This is a genomic window from Streptomyces sp. NPDC059534 (genome assembly GCF_042743475.1).
Lineage (GTDB): Bacteria > Actinomycetota > Actinomycetes > Streptomycetales > Streptomycetaceae > Streptomyces.
On sequence record NZ_JBHWAQ010000013.1, the window covers coordinates 113,920 to 133,479 of the forward strand.

Annotated in this window: 16 protein-coding genes; 5 read left to right on the top strand and 11 right to left on the bottom strand. The window is 73.4% G+C overall.

Going from position 1 to position 19,560, the window contains the following annotated elements:
- Positions 1–2: 2 nt before the first annotated feature.
- The 7 genes from ACFVZH_RS17800 to ACFVZH_RS17830 all read right to left on the bottom strand — a co-directional run bounded on the left by ACFVZH_RS17800 (position 3) and on the right by ACFVZH_RS17830 (position 7,386).
- Positions 3–1,100, bottom strand: a complete 1,098-nt coding sequence (locus ACFVZH_RS17800; protein WP_384898262.1) for a calcium:proton antiporter — start codon at positions 1,098–1,100, stop codon at positions 3–5.
- Positions 1,101–1,200: 100 nt separating this feature from the next.
- On the bottom strand, positions 1,201–1,875 hold the full coding sequence (locus ACFVZH_RS17805) for a GntR family transcriptional regulator (protein ID WP_384898263.1): 675 nt from the start codon (positions 1,873–1,875) through the stop codon (positions 1,201–1,203).
- A gap of 47 nt (positions 1,876–1,922) precedes the next feature.
- On the bottom strand, positions 1,923–3,308 hold the full coding sequence (locus ACFVZH_RS17810) for an aldehyde dehydrogenase family protein (RefSeq protein WP_384898265.1): 1,386 nt from the start codon (positions 3,306–3,308) through the stop codon (positions 1,923–1,925).
- Between the two features lie 120 nt (positions 3,309–3,428).
- Entirely contained in the window at positions 3,429–4,334 is a 906-nt protein-coding gene (locus ACFVZH_RS17815) for a dihydrodipicolinate synthase family protein (protein WP_384898267.1), read from the bottom strand.
- An 80-nt stretch (positions 4,335–4,414) separates the two neighbouring features.
- Positions 4,415–5,905: an FAD-dependent oxidoreductase gene (locus ACFVZH_RS17820; RefSeq protein ID WP_384898269.1), complete on the bottom strand. Its 1,491-nt coding sequence runs from the start codon at positions 5,903–5,905 to the stop codon at positions 4,415–4,417.
- On the bottom strand, positions 5,886–6,200 hold the full coding sequence (locus ACFVZH_RS17825; protein WP_384898271.1) for a (2Fe-2S)-binding protein: 315 nt from the start codon (positions 6,198–6,200) through the stop codon (positions 5,886–5,888). Before ACFVZH_RS17825 ends, ACFVZH_RS17820 begins: the two co-directional genes overlap by 20 nt.
- 28 nt (positions 6,201–6,228) lie before the next feature.
- Positions 6,229–7,386, bottom strand: coding sequence for an NAD(P)/FAD-dependent oxidoreductase (locus ACFVZH_RS17830; protein ID WP_384898272.1), 1,158 nt, complete (start codon positions 7,384–7,386; stop codon positions 6,229–6,231).
- 206 nt (positions 7,387–7,592) lie between these two features.
- Between ACFVZH_RS17830 and ACFVZH_RS17835 the strand changes: the two genes are divergently transcribed.
- Genes ACFVZH_RS17835 through ACFVZH_RS17855 form a run of 5 tightly spaced genes read left to right on the top strand, consistent with a single transcriptional unit; the run spans position 7,593 to position 13,318 of the window.
- Entirely contained in the window at positions 7,593–9,338 is a 1,746-nt protein-coding gene (locus ACFVZH_RS17835; RefSeq protein ID WP_384898274.1) for an ABC transporter substrate-binding protein, read from the top strand.
- Between the two features lie 14 nt (positions 9,339–9,352).
- On the top strand, positions 9,353–10,285 hold the full coding sequence (locus ACFVZH_RS17840; RefSeq protein WP_384898276.1) for an ABC transporter permease: 933 nt from the start codon (positions 9,353–9,355) through the stop codon (positions 10,283–10,285).
- On the top strand, positions 10,282–11,268 hold the full coding sequence (locus ACFVZH_RS17845; RefSeq protein WP_384898278.1) for an ABC transporter permease: 987 nt from the start codon (positions 10,282–10,284) through the stop codon (positions 11,266–11,268). Before ACFVZH_RS17840 ends, ACFVZH_RS17845 begins: the two co-directional genes overlap by 4 nt.
- Complete coding sequence (locus tag ACFVZH_RS17850) at positions 11,268–12,299, top strand: ABC transporter ATP-binding protein (RefSeq protein ID WP_384898280.1); 1,032 nt, start codon at positions 11,268–11,270, stop codon at positions 12,297–12,299. Before ACFVZH_RS17845 ends, ACFVZH_RS17850 begins: the two co-directional genes overlap by 1 nt.
- Positions 12,296–13,318, top strand: coding sequence for an ABC transporter ATP-binding protein (locus tag ACFVZH_RS17855; protein ID WP_384898282.1), 1,023 nt, complete (start codon positions 12,296–12,298; stop codon positions 13,316–13,318). Before ACFVZH_RS17850 ends, ACFVZH_RS17855 begins: the two co-directional genes overlap by 4 nt.
- 57 nt (positions 13,319–13,375) lie before the next feature.
- Here the strand turns inward: ACFVZH_RS17855 and ACFVZH_RS17860 are convergent, their stop codons facing one another.
- The 4 genes from ACFVZH_RS17860 to ACFVZH_RS17875 form a co-directional block, all read right to left on the bottom strand.
- Positions 13,376–14,281, bottom strand: coding sequence for an ornithine cyclodeaminase family protein (locus tag ACFVZH_RS17860; protein WP_384898355.1), 906 nt, complete (start codon positions 14,279–14,281; stop codon positions 13,376–13,378).
- Positions 14,282–14,310: 29 nt separating this feature from the next.
- On the bottom strand, positions 14,311–15,297 hold the full coding sequence (locus ACFVZH_RS17865) for a proline racemase family protein (protein ID WP_384898285.1): 987 nt from the start codon (positions 15,295–15,297) through the stop codon (positions 14,311–14,313).
- 143 nt (positions 15,298–15,440) lie between these two features.
- Positions 15,441–17,828: a collagenase gene (locus ACFVZH_RS17870; RefSeq protein WP_384898286.1), complete on the bottom strand. Its 2,388-nt coding sequence runs from the start codon at positions 17,826–17,828 to the stop codon at positions 15,441–15,443.
- 192 nt (positions 17,829–18,020) lie between these two features.
- A complete protein-coding gene (locus tag ACFVZH_RS17875; protein WP_384898288.1) occupies positions 18,021–19,490 on the bottom strand; it encodes a flavin-containing monooxygenase in 1,470 nt (489 codons plus the stop codon).
- Positions 19,491–19,560: the final 70 nt, after the last annotated feature.

Here is a 19,560-nt window from a genome sequence, read left to right on the forward strand (position 1 = left end):
CCTCAGGGGCTGATCGAGAGGAAGATGAAGGCGGCGAAGATCACGAGATGGACGCCGCCCTGGAGGAGAGTGGCTCGTCCGGGCACCACGGTCAGCGCGCTCACCACACCGGTGAGGGCGAGCAGGACCATGTGCAGCGGCCCCAGGCCGAGCACCAGGGGCCCGGACAGCCAGATCGAGGCGAGCGCGATCGACGGGATCGTCAGGCCGATGCTGGCGATCGCGGACCCGTACGCGAGGTTGAGGCTGGTCTGCATGCGGTCGCGGCGGGCGGCCCGGACGGCCGCGAGGGTCTCGGGCAGCAGCACCATCAGGGCGATCGCGACACCGACGACCGCCTTGGGCAGGCCCGCGGACTGGACGCCGTCCTCGATGGTCGGCGAGATCAGCTTGGCGTTGCCGACGACGGCGACCAGGGCGACCACGAGCAGGCCCAGGCTGGTCCATGTCTCCCGCTTGCTCGGCGGGTCGGCGTGCTCGTCCGCCGACTCGTGGCCCGGGCGCGGCACCGGGAGGAAGTAGTCGCGGTGCCGGACGGTCTGGACGCCGACGAACACGCCGTACAGGCAGAGCGAGGCGACCGCGGCGAAGGCGAGCTGCGCCGGGGAGAACTCGGGGCCGGGGTGGCTGGTGGTGAACGTCGGCAGGACCAGCGTCATCACGGCGAGGGTGCAGACCGTCGCGAGCGCGCCGCCCGAGCCCTCGGCGTTGAAGACCGCGACGCGGTTGCGCAGGGCGGCCACGAGGAGCGACAGGCCGACGATGCCGTTGCAGGTGATCATGACGGCGGCGAACACGGTGTCACGCGCGTAGGTCGAGGTCTTCTCGCCGCCGCCCACCATGAGGGCGACGATGAGACCGACCTCGATGACGGTGACGGCCACCGCCAGGACGAGCGAGCCGTAGGGTTCGCCGACGCGGTGCGCGATCACCTCCGCGTGGTGCACCGCCGCGAGGACGGCGGCGATCAGGCAGAGCGCGATGAGCCCCACGGCGAAGCCCGGAAGATCGCGGCCCCAGGCCGCGACCAGGGCAAGCGCCGACACCACCGGCCCCCAGGTGGTCCACTGCCGTGTCACTGCGGTCGCACTCGAACTCATGATCCGCATCCTGCCACATCGGGCCTTTCGCCCCTTTCGTTCGGCCTTCGTGGCCGACGGGTCCGCGTGGCCCGGACCCGGCCCAGGAGGTGTCCTCCCGTCAGGCCGGGTCGTCGCCCTTCGCCCACAGGGAGCGGACGTGTCCGAGGTGCCGGGTCATGCACGCCTCCGCGCCCTCGGCGTCGCCGGCCAGCATGAGGTCGAGCAGTTCGAGGTGCTCCTCGGCCGACGGGAGGAGGTCTCCGCTCTTGTCCAGGGCGGTGAGTCCGTAGAGCCGGGACCGCTTGCGTAGATCGCCGACGGTCTCGACGAGCCGTTCGTTGCCGGCGAGGCCGAGGAGCGTGAGGTGGAACAGCCGGTCGGCCTCCAGATAGCCGATGAGGTCGTGTCCGCGGGCCGCGCGCACGATGTCCTCGGCGACCGGGCGCAGCGCCTCCAGGTCCTCGCGGGCGGCGACGCGGGTGACCCTGCCGACCGTGGGGATCTCGATGAGCGCGCGGATCTCGCTGTACTGGTCGAGGTCGCGCTCGTCGACCTCGGTGACCCGGAACCCCTTGTTGCGGACGGGCTCGACCAGGCCCTCCCGGGCGAGGTCGAGCATCGCCTCGCGGACCGGGGTGGCGGAGATACCGAAGTCCTCGGCGAGCGTGGGCGCCGAGTACACCACCCCGGGCCGTAGTTCGCCCGAGATCAGGGCGGCGCGCAGGGCATGGGCGACCTGGTCGCGCAGCCGCTCGCGGGAGGCGTTGAGGTCGCGCTGGGTCAGGTGCCCCATGACGGTGGTGATCCCTTCGTTCCGGTTGACATCACCACCGTACGATGTCACGCCCCGGGGCCCGCGGGTGCCAGTGTGTACGTCCGTTCCGAGGTGTAGAACCCCAGGGCCGCGGCGCCCTGCTCGCGCGGCCCGTGGCTGGACGCCTTGGCTCCGCCGAACGGCAGGTGGAAGTCGACGCCGGTGGAGGGGGCGTTGATCCGGACCATGCCCGTGTCGAGCAGGTCGAGGCCGTGCAGCGCGGTGTTCAGGTCGGCCGTGTGGACGGAGGTGACCAGGCCGTACGGCACGGAGTTGGTGATCCGGACGGCGTGGTCCAGGTCGTCGGCGGCGAGCAGCGAGGCGACGGGGCCGAAGACCTCGTCGCGCAGCAGCCGGTGGCCCGGGGGGACCTTCTCGACCAGGGTCGGGGCCGCGTACCAGCCGGGCCCGTCGGGGACGGTGCCGCCGGCGAGCACCGACAGGCCGCGGGTCGCCTCGGTCATCCGGTCGCGGGCGCCCTCGTCGACGAGCGGCCCGCACACGGTGGCCGGGTCGGCGGGATCGCCGACGGGGACGGCCCGCAGCGCCTCGGAGAGTGCCTCGCGCAGCGGGTCGAGCGCGGCACCGACCGCGACGACACGGCTGGTGGCGGTGCACTTCTGGCCGGCGTACCCGGCGATGGAGGCGGCGATGTGGGCGGCCGCCTGCCCGATGTCCGCGTCGGGCAGCACGAGCGCCGCGTTCAGGCCGCCCATCTCTGCCTGCGCCGGGATGCCCCGGGCGGTCGCGGCCCGGGCGACGGACCGGCCGACGGGGGTGGAACCGGTGAAGGAGACGACGTCGGCGGCGGAGACGAGTGCGTTGCCCTCGGTCGGCCCGCCGGGCAGGACGGTGAACACGGCGTCGGGCAGCGCGCCCCGGACGATCTCGGCCAGGCGCTGGGCGCACGCGGTGGCCTCGGGCGCCGGTTTGAGGACGACCGTGTTCCCGGCCGCGAGCGCCGGGGCGGCCTTCCAGGTCGGGATGGCGAAGGGGAAGTTCCACGGCGTGATGAGCCCGGCCACGCCGTGCGGGCGGCGCCGGGTGAGCAGCAGCCCGGCTCCCGCCGAGGTCTCGTGGACGGCGCCGGTGGGCCGGAACGGGGCCTGGGCGTAATAGCGCCAGATGGCGACCGTGCGGGCGACCTCGGCCGTGGCCTCGGCGATCGGCTTGCCGACCTCGCGCACGGCGAGGGCGGCCAGTTCGGCGGCCGCCGCCTCGATGCCGTCGGCGACCGCGCCGAGGGCGGCGGAGCGGGCGGCGGCCCCCGCGAGCAGCCAGCCGGGCTGGGCGGCGCGGGCCCGTTCGACGGTGTCGACGACGGCGAAGGCACCGGGTGCGGGGATCGTCAGGAGCACGTCGGCCGGGTCGGCCGGGTTCCGGGACGTGAGGAAGGGAAATGCGTCGGTCACAGGGGGAGCCTCCGGGAGGGGTTCGTCCGGGTCGGGGAAGGGCCGCGCGGTGCCGGTCGTACCCGGCGCGGCGGTACCGCGCCGCGTGCTTCACGACGTGCGTACCGCGCGGGCCGGGGGTCAGCGGTGGCCGTCGGCGATGGCCTTCTCGGTGGCGGTGCGCACTCCGGCCTCGATCGCCCCGGTGAGCGGGTGGCGCGGCGGACGGGTGGGCCCGCCCCGGCGGCCGGCGAGGTCCATGGAGAGCTTGATGGACTGGACGAACTCCGTCTTCGAGTCCCACCGCAGCAGGGAGTGCAGGGACTTGTAGAGCGGTACGGCGGTGGTCAGGTCGCCCGCGACGGCGGCGTGGTACAGCTCGGCGCAGCTCACGGGGAGGGCGTTGGGGTAGCCGGCGATCCAGCCGACCGCGCCGGCCACGGCCAGCTCCAGGAGGACGTCGTCGGCGCCGATCAGCAGGTCGAGTTCGGGGGCGAGTTCGGCGATCTCGTAGGCGCGGCGGACGTCTCCGCTGAACTCCTTGACGGCGACGATGCTGCCGTCGGCGTACAGGCTCGCCAGGAGTCCGGGGGTGAGGTCGACCTTGGTGTCGATCGGGTTGTTGTAGGCGACGATCGGGATGCCGACGCCGGCGACCTCGGCGTAGTGGGCGCGCACGGCCTCCGGTTCGGCGCGGTAGGTGTTCGGCGGCAGGAGGAGGACCGATCCGGCGCCGGCCTCGGCGGCCTGCTCGGCCCAGCGGCGGGACTCGGCGCTGCCGTAGGCGGCGACGCCGGGCATGACGCGGGCCCCGTCCCCGGCGGCCGCGACGGCGGTGCGGACGACCTGGGCGCGCTCCTCGTCGGTGAGGGTCTGGTACTCGCCGAGGGAGCCGTTCGGGACGACCCCGTCGCAGCCGTTGGCGATGAGCCAGGCGACGTGCTCGGCGTAGGCGTCGTAGTCGACGGAGAGGTCCTCGCGGAAGGGGAGGGTGGTGGCGACCATGATGCCGCGCCAGGGTCGGTCGGTGGTCCAGGTGGTGGCCATGTCGAGGCTACCTTTCTATGATATGTGACATTTTACAGAGAGCTGAAGAGAGCCCACACGGGCCCTCCCCCGGGATCAGGTCAGGGGGCTTCGGAGGGCGGGGCGCCCGGCCCGGCCGGCTCTTCGAGCGCGGCGAGCACCGCGAGCGGGACGGGGACGGCGAACGGGCGGCGCTCGGCCGGTGGTTCGGCGGCGGCGCCGGGCGCGGCCAGGCAGGCGACGGCCGTCCCGCACATCCGCCCCTGGCACCAGCCCATGCCCGCCCGGGTCAGGAGCTTGACCGTCCGCGCGTCCCGCGCCCCGAGGTCGGCGACCGCCTCGCGGACGCACCCCGCGGAAACCTCCTCGCAGCGGCAGACGTCCGTGTCGTCGCTCAGCCACGCGGACCAGCCGGCGCCGGGAGCATGGGCCGCGGACATCACGTCGGCGAAGGCGCGCATCCGGTCCCGCCGGCGGCGGAGTCCGGCGATCCGGCCCGGGGCCGCCGGCGCCCGCAGCCGTCCGGCGATCGCGCGAGCGGCCAGCTCACCTTCGGCGCGGGCGAGTTCCGCGCCCCCCACCCCACCGGTCTCGCCCGCCGCCCACAGCCCGGGCACCGACGTCTCCTGGAGGTCGTCCAGGGCCAGGCCCAGGGTCCCGTCGGGCAGGGGCCGGGTGGCGCAGCCGAGGGCGGTGGCCAGTTCGATCTGCGGCACGAGACCGTGCCCGACGGCCAGCGCGTCGCAGGCGATGCGGCGGCCGGTCCCCGGCAGGGGGCGCCAGTCGACGTCCAGGCGACTCACGGTGACGGCCTCCACCCGGTCGGTGCCGTGCACCTCGGTGACCGCGCTGCGCGGCAGGACGCGCACCCGGTGCCGGAGCAGCGCGGCTCCGTGCACCAGGGCCTCGGCCGCCTTGCGGGGGTTGGTCACGAGCGCCCGCGGCGCCCGGGCGTACCGCAGGTACCCGGCGGCCTCGACGACCGCCGGCACGCGCGCCCCGGCGGCGGCGAGCGACGAGGCGACGGCGAGCAGCAGGGGACCGCTGCCGGCCACGACGACGCGGCGGCCGGGCAGGACGAGGCCGGACTTGAGCATGGCCTGCGCTCCCCCGGCGCCCACGACGCCGGGCAGGGTCCAGCCGGGAAAGGGCAGTTGACGCTCGTACGCCCCGGTGGCGAGGAGCAGCGCGCGGGCCCGGACGCGGGCGGGCCGCTCGGCGGCGCCGTCGGGACCGGTGACCGCGTGCACCGTCCACGTCCCGTCGGCCTCGCGGACCGTGGACCAGACGTGGTGCCCGGCCAGATGGGCGACGCCGCTTCCGCCCAGGCGTCGGCGCAGGTCGGAGAAGGCGGACCAGTCGTGGTGCAGGGCCTCGGGCCGCACGGCCCCCAGTGCGGGCGCAGGGTGGCGGTAGAACTGCCCGCCGGTCTGCGGGGAGGCGTCGAGCAGGGCCACGGAGAGTCCGAGTTCGGCGGCGGTGACGGCTCCGGCGAGTCCCGCGGAGCCCGCGCCGACGACCGCGAGGTCGTACAGGCCACCGGAGGCTTCCGGTGCGCCGGACGCGTCCCGTTCAGACGGCGAGGCGGTCATGGCCGTGTCCTTCCTGGGTGGTGATCGCGTCGCCGGGGCGGGCGGGGACCAGGCAGGCGCGGCGGTTGGGTTCGCCGTTGACGGTGGCGAGGCAGTCGTAGCACTGCCCGATGCCGCAGAAGGCGCCGCGCGGGCGGCCGCCGTCCCGGGTGGTGCGCCAGGCGAGGATGCCGGCGCCCCAGAGGGCGGCGGCGACGGTCTGGCCCGGCAGGGCGGTGATCGTCCGGCCGTCGAAGGTGATCTCGAACGGCGGATCGGGCTGTGCGCCGACGAGGTCGGCGGGGGTGCGGGCCACGGGCCCTCCTCTCGTGACGGTGTGCGCCTCAGCGCGCGGGCGGGGCGAACCGGTCGGGCCGGAACGGGTGGATGTCGAGCGGCGGTTCGCCGCCGGTCAGGCAGGCCGCGATGATCAGCCCGGTCACCGGGGCGAGGCCGATTCCGGCCCCCTCGTGACCGCAGGCGTGCAGCAGTCCGGGGACGCGCGGGTCGGGTCCGATCGCGGGCAGGTGGTCCGGCAGGTAGGGGCGGAAGCCGAGGTAGGTCCGCATCGCCCGCACGGTGCCGAGGACCGGGAAGAGCGCGGTGGCGCCGGCGGCGAGGCGGCGCAGGACTTCGGTGGAGAGCGTCCGGTCGAAGCCCACGCGCTCGCGGCTGGCGCCGATGAGGACCGGGCCGGCCGGGGTGCCCTCGACGACCGCCGAGGTCTGGAGGGCGGCGGAGCCGCTGGCGACGTCCGCGACGTAGTCGGCGGCGTACACCTTGTGCCGCACCACGCGCGGCAGTGGTTCGGTGACGAGGACGAAGCCCCTGCGGGGCAGGACGGGCAGGTGGACGCCGGCGAGTTCGGCGAGGGCGCCGCCCCAGGTTCCGGCGGCGTTGACGACGAAGGGGGCGTGGAGGTCGCCGGCGGTGGTCCGGACGCCGCGGAGGTCGCCGGCCGGGCCGGTGAGCAGGCCGGTGACCTCCTCGCCGAGGCGCAGCCGGATCCGGTCGCGGCGGGCGCGCAGCAGTCGGGCTGCGGCGTGGGCGGGCATCACCTGGGCGTCCTGCGGATAGAGGAAACCCCCTGCCGAACCGGGAGCGAGGTGGGGCTCCAGATCGTGGAGCCGGTCCCCGGGGACCTCCTGGGCGGTGACGCCCGCCTTCTCCTGGCGGGCCGCGAACTCCCGCAGGGCCCCGAGCCCGGTCTCGCCCGAGGCGACGACGAGGCCCCCCTTGGCCTCGTACTCGACCTGCGGCGGGAGCAGGTCGGCCAGCTCGCGCCACAACGTGGCGGAGAGCAGGGCGAGTTCGAGTTCGGGTCCTGGTTCCTTGTCGGAGACCAGGAGGTTTCCCTCACCTGCTCCGGTCGTCCCGCCGGCGACGGGACCGCGGTCGACGACGGTGACGGAGAGGCCGGCGAGGGCGGCGTAGTGGGCGCAGGCCGCGCCGACGACGCCGGCGCCGACGACGATGACATCCGAGGTGTTTCTCGTGGGCACGGCAGTAATATTTCACATGGCACTGGAGTTGCCAAGACCCCGCAGGCGAGCATCGCAGTTGTCGCACGGACGGCCGGACGACTCCCGGACACGGATGAGTAACGGAGTCCCCGACACCTTGTCAGTGCAATTTCACATTACTATGTTACCGGTCACATTCCAGCCGTCGCCGGCTGTCCGAACCGCTGCTCCCGGAGTGACCACCCATGAACAAGCGCACGTGCACCTTGGCCACCGCTTTGGTGACGACCCTCGCCCTCGGCGCGACCGGCTGTTCCGACGGCACGAAGTCCGACGGTTCCCGGGACCGGAAGAACCCCGCGGTCGCCAACAACGGCGCGGTCGTCGGCGGCACCCCGCAGCGGGGCGGGACGCTGACCGTCCTGTCCAACCAGGACTTCACCCACCTCGACCCGGCCCGCAACTGGGTCATGCCGGACATGGACTTCGGCACCCGACTGCTCTACCGCACCCTCGTCACCTACACGGCGGAGCCCGGTGCCAAGGGCAGCGAGCTGACCCCCGACCTCGCCGAGGACCTCGGCACCCCCTCCAACGGCGCCAAGACCTGGACCTTCCGCCTCAAGCCCGGCCTGAAGTACGAGGACGGCACCCCGATCACCTCCCAGGACATCAAGCACAACGTCGAGCGGTCCTTCTCCCCCGACCTGCCGGGAGGCCCCGACTACGCGGCCCGCTACCTCGTCGGCGGCAAGGACTACCGGGGCCCGGCCCAGGGCAAGCACCTCGACTCGGTGAAGACCCCGGACGCCCGCACGATCGTCTTCGAACTCCACACGTCCTTCGCGGAGTTCCCCTTCGCCGCCACCCTCCCGACCTTCGCCCCCGTGCCGCCGTCCCAGGACAAGGGCCCCCAGTACGACAGCCGCCCGTTCTCCTCGGGCCCGTACAAGGTCGAGACCTACGCCCGCGACAAGCAGCTCGTCCTGGTCCGCAACACCCACTGGGACCCGAAGACCGACTCCGTCCGCAAGGCGTACCCGGACCGGATCGTCGTCACCATGGGCCTCAAAGGCAACCAGATCGACGACCGTCTGATCGCCTCCTCCGGCACCGACGCCTCCGCCGTCTCCTGGGCCCAGCTCCGCCCCGAGTCCATCTCCAAGGTGCTCACCAAGGCCGACGTGAAGGCCCGGCTGCTCGCCGAGTCCAGCAGCTGCAACGAGATGGTCCAGATGCACACCGGCCGCGCGCCCTTCGACGACCTGAAGGTCCGCCAGGCCGTGCAGTACGCCCTCGACCGGGAGGCGATCGTCACCGCCGCCGGCGGCCCGGCCGTCGTCGACGCCTCCACCGCCGCCATGCCCGGCACCCTCTTCACCGGCGGCAAGCAGCCCGACACGCTGAAGATCCCGCTCTCCGGCGACGTCGAGAAGGCCAAGCAACTCCTCAAGGAGGCCGGGAAGGCCGACGGCTTCTCCACCCGCCTCACCGTCTCCATGAACGACAAGCGCATCGCCGAGGCCATCCAGGAGTCCCTGGGCCGGGCCGGCATCAAGGTGACCATCGAGACCGTCGACCCGTCCGCCTTCTACGACACCATCGGCGACACCAAGAGCCGCACGGACCTCGTCTACACCGGCTGGTGCCCCGACTACCCGTCCGGCTCCACCTTCCTCCCCTTCGTCTTCGACGGGCGATTCATCAAGGTGAAGGGCAACTCGGGCAACCACTCCCTCTTCAAGGACGACGCCACCATGAAGCGGATGGACGAGATCGCCGCCATGTCCGACGGCGCCCAGGCCAACAAGGCGTGGCAGGACCTCGACGGGCAGATCCTCGCCAAGGCCCCGGTCGCCCCCGGCGCCTCGAAGCGCCGCACGCTCCTCATCGGCACCAACGTCGCAGGAGCCTACGGGCACACCTCCTGGAGCGGCCAGCTCGACTACGCGACCGTCGGTCTCAAGGACCCGTCGAAGAGCACGAACTGAAGGACGCCCCTCCCATGACGCTCACCACCACCTTCCCTCCGGTGTCCGGGGGCAGCGGGGCCTGGCACTCGGTCCGCGCGGAACTGCACCGCCGCACCTCGCTGAAGGCATCCCTCGCCGTCGTCGCGTTCTTCGCCCTGATGACCGTCGCCGCGCCACTGATCAGCGCGCTCGGCGGCTGGGGCCCGGAGGAGTTCGACAAGTCCGCCGTCGACCCCTACCTCGGCGGACTGCCGATCGGACCGCTCGGCGGAGTCTCCGCCGAGCACTGGCTCGGCGTCGAACCCATCACCGGACGCGACCTGTTCGCCCGCGTCGTGCACGGCGCCCAGGTGTCGCTGCTCATCGCCTTCGCCGCCACCGCGATCGTCGTGGTGGCGGGGGTCGCCGCCGGCGTCGCCGCCGGCTACTTCGGCGGCCGCACCGACACGGTGCTGTCCCGGCTGATGGACCTCACGATGTCCTTCCCGTCCCTCATCTTCATGATCGCGATGATGTCGGTGGCCCGGGACGTCAACCGGACGCTCCTCATGATCCTGGTCATCGGCCTCTTCGGCTGGCCCGGTGTCGCCCGGGTCGTACGGGGCCAGACCCTCTCGCTCAAGCACCGCGAGTACGTCGACGCCGCCCGCGTCGGCGGCTCCGGCCCCTGGCGCATCCTCGCCCGCGACATCCTCCCGGGTGTCGCCGGACCCGTCATCGCGTACACCACGCTGATGATCCCCGGCATGATCGCCACCGAGGCCGCCCTCAGCTACCTCGGCGTCGGCGTCCGCCCGCCGACCCCGTCCTGGGGCCAGATGATCGCGGAGAGCGTCGCCTACTACGACACCGACCCGATGTACTTCCTCGTCCCCAGCGTCTGCCTCTTCCTCACCGTGCTCGCGTTCACCCTCCTCGGCGACGCCCTGCGCGACATCCTCGACCCGCGAGGGGGCCGTTCGTGATCCTCTACCTCGGCCGTCGGCTGCTCGGGGTGATCGGCGTCCTTCTCGCGATCGCCGCCGTCACCTTCGTCATCTTCTACGTGCTGCCCTCCGACCCGGCCGCCGCGGCCTGCGGCAAGGCGTGCAGCGACGAGCGTCTGGAGGCGATCCGCGCCCACATGGGCCTCGACGCCCCGCTGTGGCGCCAGTTCGCCGACTTCGTCACGGGCATCTTCACCGGCCGCACCATGGGCAGCGGCCAGTACGCCCTGCGCTGCGACTTCCCCTGTCTCGGCTACTCCTACGAGAACAGCGAGGGCGTCTGGGACCTGCTCGTCGACCGGCTGCCGGTCTCCGCCTCCCTCGCCGTCGGCGCCGCCGTGCTGTGGCTGGCCCTCGGCCTGACCGCCGGGGTCACGGCCGCGATCCGCAAGGACACCCTCACCGACCGGGCCCTCATGGTCGGCGCGGTCGCCGCCGCCTCCCTGCCGGTGTACTTCACCTCGGTGCTGCTCATCTACGGGCTGGTCCGGCTCACCGGACTGCTGCCCTACCCGCAGTACGTCCCGTTCGCCACCGACCCGCTGTCCTGGGCCTCCAACCTGCTGCTGCCCTGGCTGGCGCTGGCCGTGCTCTACGCGGCCATGTACGCCCGGCAGAGCCGCGGTTCGATGATCGAGTCCATGGCGGAGCCGTACATCCGGACCGCCCGCGCCAAGGGCCTGCCGCGCCGCACCGTCGTCGTCAAGCACGGTCTGCGGGCCGGCATGACCCCGATCCTCACCATCTTCGGCATGGACCTCGGCGGGCTCCTCGCGGGCGCCGTCATCACCGAGTCCCTCTTCGGACTCCCCGGCATCGGGCGCCTCTTCTACGGCGCCCTCAGCACCGGCGACCAGCCCGTCATCCTCGGGGTGACACTGCTCGCCGCCACCTTCATCGTCGTCGCCAACCTGGCCGTCGACCTGCTGTACGCCGTCGTCGACCCGCGAGTGAGGTACTGATGGCCGCACCGGAACCCCTGCTGCGGGTCCGCGACCTCACGGTCACCTTCCCGACCCCGCGCGGCCCCGTCCGGGCCGTGGACTCCCTCTCCTTCGACGTGCCGCACGGGGGCACCCTCGGCATCGTCGGCGAGTCCGGCTCCGGCAAGTCCGTGACCTCGCTCGCCGTCATGGGCCTGCACACCGGCGCCGAGGTCTCCGGCTCCGTCTCGCTCGACGGGCGCGAGCTCGTCGGTCTGCCGGACCGCGAACTCAACCGGCTGCGCGGCCGGCGGATGGCGATGATCTTCCAGGACCCGCTGTCCAGCCTCCACCCGTACTACACGGTCGGCGAGCAGGTCGCCGAGCACCACCGGGTGCACTTCGGCTCCCGGCGGGCCACCGCCCGCGCCCGCGCAGTCGAGGCGCTCGCCGAGGTCGGCATCCCGGAGCCGAAGCGCCGGGCGGGCGAGTACCCGCACCAGTTCTCCGGCGGCATGCGCCAGCGGGTGATGATCGCGATGGCGCTGGTCTGCGAACCGGACCTGCTCATCGCCGACGAGCCGACCACCGCGCTCGACGTCACCGTGCAGGCCCAGATCCTCGACCTGCTGGCCCGGCTCCAGCGGGAACGGCGGCTCTCCGTCGTGATGATCACGCACGACCTCGGCGTGGTGGCCCGGGTCGCCCACGAGGTGCTCGTGATGTACGGCGGGAGGGCCGCCGAACAGGCCCCGGTGGACGCCCTGTTCGCCGCGCCGGCACACCCGTACACGCGCGGGCTGCTCGACTCGCTGCCCCGGCTCGACGACCCCGACGGCGTACCGCTGCGGGCGATCCCCGGCAGCCCGCCGTCGCTCCTCGACCCGGCGCCCGGCTGCGCCTTCGCCCCGCGCTGCGCGCGGGCCGCCGCCGGCACCGAGGAGGAGCGGGCGCGGTGCGCGAACGAGCGCCCCCGGCTCGGCGGCCCCGAAGGCCACTCCGCCGCCTGCCACTTCCCGTCTCCGGCGCTGTCAGCCGCGCCTTCCCCGTACGAAGAGGTCGACTCATGACCACCGCCCACGCGGCACTGCCGCACCCGGCGCCCGCGCCTGACGACGCCGCCGAGCCGCCGCTGCTGCGGGTGCGCGACCTGGCCATGTCCTTTCCCGGGCGCCGCCGTTCGGCACCAGTCCGGGCCGTCGACGGCATCGGCTTCGACCTGGCCGAGGGCGAGACCCTGGGCCTGGTCGGCGAATCCGGCTGCGGCAAGTCGACCACCGGCCGCATGATCGTGCGGCTCCTGGAGCCGACCTCGGGCTCCGTCACCTACGCGGGCCAGGACGTCACCCATCTCTCACAGCGGGCCCTCAAGCCCCTGCGGCGCGAGATACAGATGGTCTTCCAGGACCCGCACTCCTCGCTCAATCCGCGCCAGTCGGTGGCCCGGATCATCTCCGATCCGCTGCTCGTCCAGGGGAGTTCGAAGGCCGATGCGCGCCGGCGGGCCGTGGAGCTGATGGAGCTCGTCGGGCTCATCCCGGAGCACGTCGACCGCTATCCGCACGAGTTCTCGGGCGGCCAGGCCCAGCGCATCGGCATCGCCCGCGCGCTGGCCACCGGCCCCCGGCTCGTCGTCGCCGACGAGCCGGTCTCCGCCCTGGACGTCTCGGTGCAGGCGCAGATCGTCAACCTGCTGGAACGGCTCCAGCGCGAACTCGGGCTCGCCTATCTCTTCATCGCCCACGACCTGTCGGTGGTGAAACGGGTCTGCGACCGGGTCGCCGTGATGTACCTCGGCCGGATCGTGGAGATCGGCGCCAAGGAACGGGTGTACGCGGCTCCCGCCCACCCGTACACGCGGGCGCTGCTGTCGGCCGTGCCGTTGCCCGACCCCGCGGCCGAGCGGGCCCGGGAGCGGATCACGCTGCTCGGCGACCCGCCGAGTCCGGCCGCTCCTCCGCCGGGCTGCACCTTCCACCCGCGCTGCCCCAAGGCCCGGGAGATCTGCCGGACCGAGGCACCGCTGCTGCGGATCGCCGCCCCCGGCGAGGCCCGGCAGGTCGCCTGCCACTTCCCCGGGGACGCCTGAGCATGCCGATCGCCCCGGTCCCGCGGTTGCGGGGCCGGGGCGTTCCGCGTGGACGTGTCAGGTCCCCGCGACGGCCGCCTCGTACAGGGCGCCGGCCACGGCGAGGTCCTCCCAGGCCATGCCGACGCTCTTGAAGAAGCGCGGCCGGTCGGCCGCCGGGGTGCGGAGGCCGGTCACCAGCTCGGCGAGGCCGCCCGCGATGTGGTCCGCCCCGATCGCGCCCTCGGCCGTCGGGACGAGCAGGTCCCCGGCCTCGCGCAGCGCCGCGGCGCGTGCCTCGACGTACACCTCGGAGCGGGCCACCAGCACGGTGTCCGTCTCCCGGGCGGCCGGCTCGTGCGAGCCGACCGCGACGACGGTGGCGCCGGGCGCCACCAGGGCTCCGTCGAAGAGGGGCTCACGGGCCGTGGTGCAGCAGACGACGAGGTCGGCCTCGGCCACGTCCTGGGGTGTCCCGGCGCGGGCGGGGACGCCGAGGCTCCGGGCGTATCCGGCGAGTGCGCGCGCGCCGATCGCGTTGCGCCCGACGACGACCGCCCCGGCGAGCTCGCGGGCCGCGAGGACCGCCTCCAGATGGCCGTACGCCTGGGGACCGGTGCCGAAGAGCACGAGGCGCAGCGGCCTGTCATCCGGCGTCAGACGGCGTACGGCGAGCGCGGAGACGGCCGGGGTGCGCAGCTCGGTGAGGGCCGCGCCGTCGAGGAGGGCGAGCGGCCGCAGGTTCGCACCGTCGAGCAGCAGGTAGGAGCCGGTGATGCGGGGCAGGCCGAGGGCGGGGTTGCCGGGGGCCACGCCCGCGATCTTCACTCCGGCGTACGCGCCGAAGGCGGCGGGCATGAGGAGGAGTTCGCCGGCCGGGACGGGGAGGGCGGTGCGGTGCGGTGCGGCCTCGGGGTCGAATCCGGCGCGCAGGACGTCGGCGAGCACGTCGGCCGTCGCCGCCGGGGTGAGCAGGCGGCTCATGGTCGCGGCGTCGATCTGGAGCAGCCCGGTCACAGCGCGAATCCCGTCCCCAGGTCGTCATGGGGGTCGAGGACGAAGGTGTGGGTGCCGGTGCGGTGCGCGCTGCCGGTGACCTCGGTGACGCCGCCGGGCAGCAGCCGGCCGGTGAAGACGGTGCCGGCGACCGACTCGTGCGTGAGGGTGGCCCCCGGGGCGAGGCGCCCGTCCTCGGCGAGCAGGACGAGGCGGGCGGAGGTGCCGGATCCGCAGGGCGAGCGGTCGATCTGCCCGTCGGCGAAGACGGTGACGTTGCGCTGGTGCGGACCGTCGGGGGTGTCGGGCAGGTCCTCGTGCAGGATGACGCCGTACACCTCGTGCTCCGGGAACGCGGCGCGGATCTCCCGCCCGGCGCGGACGAGCGCGGGCAGGGAGTGCCGGGTGGTGTCGAGGCCGAGGGCCCGCGCGGGGACGGAGGCGTAGCAGGCGCCGGAGTGGGCGAGGTCGACCTCGACGGCTCCGAAGGAGGCGGTCACGGGGACCTTGCGGGCGATGACGACGGTCGGGATGTTGCGGAAGGTGACTCCGGTGGTGCGGCCGCCCCGGCGGTGCACGGTCGCGGTGACGCGCCCCGAGGGCACGTCGATGCGCACGGCGACGTCGCCGTCGTCGGGGGCCGGGACGCGCCCGGTGTCGACGGCCCAGGCACCGAGGGCCATGGTGCCGTGGCCGCACGCGGTGGAGTAGCCGTCCTTGTGCCAGAACAGCACGCCGAAGTGGGCGCCGTCGTCGTCGGCCGGCACGACGAAGCCCCCGTACATGCCCGCGTGGCCGCGGGGTTCCCGGACGAGCAGGCGCCGCAGGTCGTCGAGCGGCCCCCGGCGCGGGTCCGTGGCGGTCCCGCCGGCGCCGATCACGGTGGCGCGGCGTTCGGCGACGGTGTCGCCGGGGATCGGCGGGAGGTCCTGGTCGACGATCCGGAAGGGTTCGCCCGCGGCGTGGTAGTCGGTGGTGCGGACGGGGCGTGGGGTGGTGCTCAAGGTACTGCCTCCGGGGTGCGGTTTCGGGGGAACGTTCGGAGACGGCCCTCCGCGACGCCGGTGGCGTCGGGGAAGGCCGTCGGGGAAACGGAGGCCGGGCCGGCCCCTCCCCCCGTGGGCGGGGCCGGCCCGGACGGCGGGGATCAGCTGCGCAGGGGGCCTTCGCAGGTGAAGCTCGACGTGCCGGCGACCCGGTTGGCCCAGATGTCGACGGTGCCGAAGGAACAGTTCATGTCGGCGAGGTTGTTGGAGGCGGCGCCCGCCCGGTCGAGGATGAAGTAGTCGACGGTCTCGGACATGTCCTTGAAGACCTTGTCCGCGTTGTTGGCGTCCGACAGGTTGGCGGTGATCCGGCCGGTGCAGACGAAGCGGCGCTTGCCGTACTCGCCCGCCTCCACGCAGTCGGGGCTGTTGGAGGTGGCGCCGGCGAAGGCGGCCCGGACGGCGGAGACGTCCACGTCGCGCAGGTAGCCGTTGGCCGTGTACGTGGTGTTCGGCACGTACAGCGTGTCGACCTTGGCGATCTGCGCGTCCAGGAAGCGGTCGTACGCCTGCTGGAGGCCGGCGTCGGCGCTCAGCCGCTCGCGCCAGGCGTCGTACGCGGTCACGTCGTTGTTCCGCAGGTGGGTGTACATCTCGCGGAGCAGGGAGGGCCGCTCGGTCCACAGGAACTCGAAGAAGGTGCCCGCGTAGTTGTAGAAGCGGAAGCCGTCGCCGTCGTAGGTGGCGTGCAGGAGCCGGCGCACGCTCATCCGCGGGCCGCCGCCGGCCGTGTCGTTGATGACACCGCGGACCAGGGACTTGCGGACGGCGATGCCGTTGTCGCGGGTGGCTCCGTCGAAGAACTCGGCGGTGCCCTCGTCCATGGCGGTGGTGCGGTCGCCCTGGTACCAGGGGCCCTCGCCGAAGAAGCCGGGGACGGCGTACCGGCCGTTGAGGTAGTGGGTGTACTCGTGGCGGAACAGCTCTTCGAGCGTCAGCGAGGAGTCCTGCGGGACGCGGCGCTGGTAGGTGTAGAAGGTGGCGCCGCGCTCGATGTAGACGCCGCCGTTGTTGGTGCCCATGCCGGTCAGGATGGGGTGGTAGTTCTCGTAGTCCGCGCGGGACGCGTACAGCACGATGTTCAGGGTGGTGTTCGGGTCGCCGGCGAGCGGCTGCTCGGTGCCGAGCACGCGGTGGTACTGCGCCTTGACCTGCTTGCTCGCGTAGTAGAGCTGGTCGACGGTGGCCCGGTCGAGCCCGGTGCGGACCTTGATGGCGCCGTTGTCGTAGGTGTACGTGTTCGTGAAGAGCTGCTTCTCGATGTCCTCCTTGCACACGCCGTACGGCTTGCACGCCTCGTAGAAGTTGAGCCAGGAGACCACCTTGGCCCACTGCTCGCTGCCCCGCCCGAAGGTGTTCACGGCCGTGGTGAGCAGGACGCCGAGGTCGGCCACGATCCCGTCCGTGAGGCCGGCCACCTGGCCGAAGCGGCCGTACTCGCTGAGGGCGTCACGGGCGACCCAGCTGTTGGCGGTGCCCTTCAGGTGCCCGTAGCCCGCGAAGACCTTGAAGGCCGCGCGGTACGCCGGGTCGGCGGCCACGGCCGCGTGGAAGGCGGTGTCCCGGTTGCCCGGGTAGACGCCCAGGTAGTTGACGGACAGCGCGCCGAGCGCGGCGCCCGCCCAGGCCGGGTCGGTGTTCGTGGCGGTGTGCGAGGCGTCCATGGTGGCCAGGACCTGCTTGATCAGGCCGAGCTGGTGCTGGCGCAGGCCGGGCGCGCTGGCGGCGTTGAGCGCCTCGCGCAGGGTGTTCGCGTTGGTCCGCGTGACGTCGAAGGTGCGGGGGGCGGCGCCGAAGTCGGCGACGGCCTGCCGCATCGCGTTCACGGTGGGCGCGTCGGTGACGTCGATCTCGCCGCGCGCGTAGTCGTGGTAGGCGACGGCGTGCAGGTAGGTGAACATCTCCTCCAGGTGCGAGGAGTTCCGTCCGTCGTGGGAGGCGGACAGGCTCGATATCCGGCGGGAGACGGCCTGGACGTGGGCGTCGGACATCACGGGGGCGAGGCGGGCGTCCCAGGTCCAGATGAGGCCGCGCAGACAGCCGTCGGCGGTGACCGCCGGGTCGGCGAGGAAGTCGGCGAACTGCTCCGGAGCGAGGCCGGTGATCCCGTCGAGGGTGCACGGGACGCCGGCCGTCGTCGTGTCGGCGGCTCCAGTGGCGGTGGCCGAGGCCGAGGCCGAGGCGGCGAACTTCCGCGCGGCGGTGGCGGCGACGGCCGGGGCGCGGCCGGGCACTCGGCCGGTGGCGAGGCCGCCGGGGGCGGGTGCGGGCCCGAAGACCTTCCGGGGCGCGGAGCCCAGGTGCTCGACCTCGTCGAACGGGTTGGCGCCGGTCTGCGCCTGCGGCGCCGGGGCGCCGAGCGCGGGGGCCGGGGCGGGGTGCTCGTCCGCGATCGCGGCGGCGACGCCGGCCTGGCCGAGGGAGGTCATGAGGGTCACCGCGACGGCGGAGGCGAGCAGGGACGAGCGCGCACGTCTGTGGAGGGACAACGGAACTCCTGCTGTTGAGGGGGGTGGGGCGGGGATGGCAAGGCGAACTGGTCTGGTTCGCACGGCGTATGACAGAAGTTCATCGGGCCGCGTGCGCTGTAACATAGTAATGTGAAATTGCACTGACAAGCCCTGGGACGGCACCACTTCCGCGGGCGGCCCCGCAACTACGCCCCCATGGGCATCAATCGGTCATCGGAACCGGAGTACGGGGTCCTCGATCGGGGCGCGGCGCAGGGCGCGGCGGTCGTGGAAGTAGTCGTTCCTGAAGCGCCACGGGCCCCGGGTGCCCTGCCGGGGCATGACCGCGTCGGCGCGGACGACGTAACCGGACGTCAGCGACGCGCCCAGGACGGACACCGGCGAGCGGTCGGCCGCGGTGGCCACGGGGGTCACGACCGTGAGACCGCGCCGGTCCATGTGCGCGAGCAGCCTGCCGACGTACGCGCAGGCGAGATCGGCCTTGAGCGTCCAGGAGGCGTTGGTGTAGCCGATGACCATCGCCAGGTTCGGCACGCCGTCGAGCATCACGCCCTTGTAGAGGAGCCGGTCGCGCAGGACGACGGGCTCCCCGTCGACCGACAGCTCCACGCCGCCCGCGAGCCGCATCCGCAGGCCGGTCGCCGTGACCACGATGTCGGCCGGGATCTCCTCGCCGGAGGAGACCCTGACGCCCGACCCGGTGAACGTCTCGATCCGGTCGGTGACGACCGACGCCCGGCCGCTCCTCAGCGCGGCGAAGAGGTCGCCGCCGGGCACGGCGCACAGCCGCTCGTCCCACGGCTTGTACGCGGGAGTGAAGTGCCGCATGTCGACACGGTCGCCGAGCTGCGCCCGCACGGCATGCAGCAGCGCCTTGCGCATGAGGCGGGGAGCCCTGCGGCACAGGGCGTACAGACCGCGCTGCAGCACGATGTTGCGGGCCCGCCCCAGCCGCTGGACGAGCCCGGCCGGGACGCCCAGCCCGCGCAGGAGCAGCGAGAAGGGGTCGTCCTCCGGGAGGGTCAGCACGTACGAGGGTGAGCGCTGGACCATGGTGACGTGCGCGGCGGCGTCGGCCATCGCGGGGACCAGGGTGACGGCCGTGGCGCCGCTGCCGATGACGACCACGCGCTTGCCCGTGTGGTCGAGGTCGTCGGGCCAGTGCTGCGGGTGCACGACGATCCCCCCGAAGTCCCCCTCACCGGGGAACTCCGGGCGGTGGCCCGCGTCGTAGTCGTAGTAGCCCGTGGCGCCGACGAGGAAGCGGGCCGTGCGGACCTCGGTCGCCCCGGTGGACTCGTCGACGGACTCGACCGTCCAGCGCCCCTCCTCGCTCGACCAGTCCGCCCGGACGACCCGGCGGCCGAAGCGGATGCGCTCGGAGACGCCGTGCGCGTCGGCCGTCTCCCGGAGGTAGCGGCGGATGACGTCGCCCTCGGCGAGCACCTTGGTGCCGTGCCAGGGGCGGAACCGGTAGCCGTAGGTGGACATGTCCGAGTCGGAGCGGACCCCGGGGTAGCGGAACAGGTCCCAGGTCCCGCCGACCGCGGCGCGCCGCTCCAGGATCACGAACGTGGCGCCCGGGTTCCCGGCGAGCAGATGACAGCCGGCGCCGATGCCCGACAGTCCCGCGCCGATGACCAGCACGTCGACGTGCCGGTCCTCCGTCCCTGCCGCCATCCCCGTCTCCGTCCCGACCGTCGCCCCGGCCTCCTCCGCGGCCGCCGGTGGGCATTCTGCCCCAGGCGGT

Excerpts from the sequence above, each read along its gene's own strand:
- ACFVZH_RS17820 (WP_384898269.1), bottom strand. The coding sequence starts at position 5,905 with ATGACCGCCTCGCCGTCTGAACGGGACGCGTCCGGCGCACCGGAAGCC.
- ACFVZH_RS17805 (WP_384898263.1), bottom strand. The coding sequence starts at position 1,875 with ATGGGGCACCTGACCCAGCGCGACCTCAACGCCTCCCGCGAGCGGCTG.
- ACFVZH_RS17860 (WP_384898355.1), bottom strand. The coding sequence starts at position 14,281 with ATGAGCCGCCTGCTCACCCCGGCGGCGACGGCCGACGTGCTCGCCGAC.
- ACFVZH_RS17815 (WP_384898267.1), bottom strand. The coding sequence starts at position 4,334 with ATGGCCACCACCTGGACCACCGACCGACCCTGGCGCGGCATCATGGTC.
- ACFVZH_RS17855 (WP_384898282.1), top strand. The coding sequence starts at position 12,296 with ATGACCACCGCCCACGCGGCACTGCCGCACCCGGCGCCCGCGCCTGAC.
- ACFVZH_RS17840 (WP_384898276.1), top strand. The coding sequence starts at position 9,353 with ATGACGCTCACCACCACCTTCCCTCCGGTGTCCGGGGGCAGCGGGGCC.
- ACFVZH_RS17800 (WP_384898262.1), bottom strand. The coding sequence starts at position 1,100 with ATGAGTTCGAGTGCGACCGCAGTGACACGGCAGTGGACCACCTGGGGG.
- ACFVZH_RS17850 (WP_384898280.1), top strand. The coding sequence starts at position 11,268 with ATGGCCGCACCGGAACCCCTGCTGCGGGTCCGCGACCTCACGGTCACC.
- ACFVZH_RS17835 (WP_384898274.1), top strand. The coding sequence starts at position 7,593 with ATGAACAAGCGCACGTGCACCTTGGCCACCGCTTTGGTGACGACCCTC.
- ACFVZH_RS17875 (WP_384898288.1), bottom strand. The coding sequence starts at position 19,490 with ATGGCGGCAGGGACGGAGGACCGGCACGTCGACGTGCTGGTCATCGGC.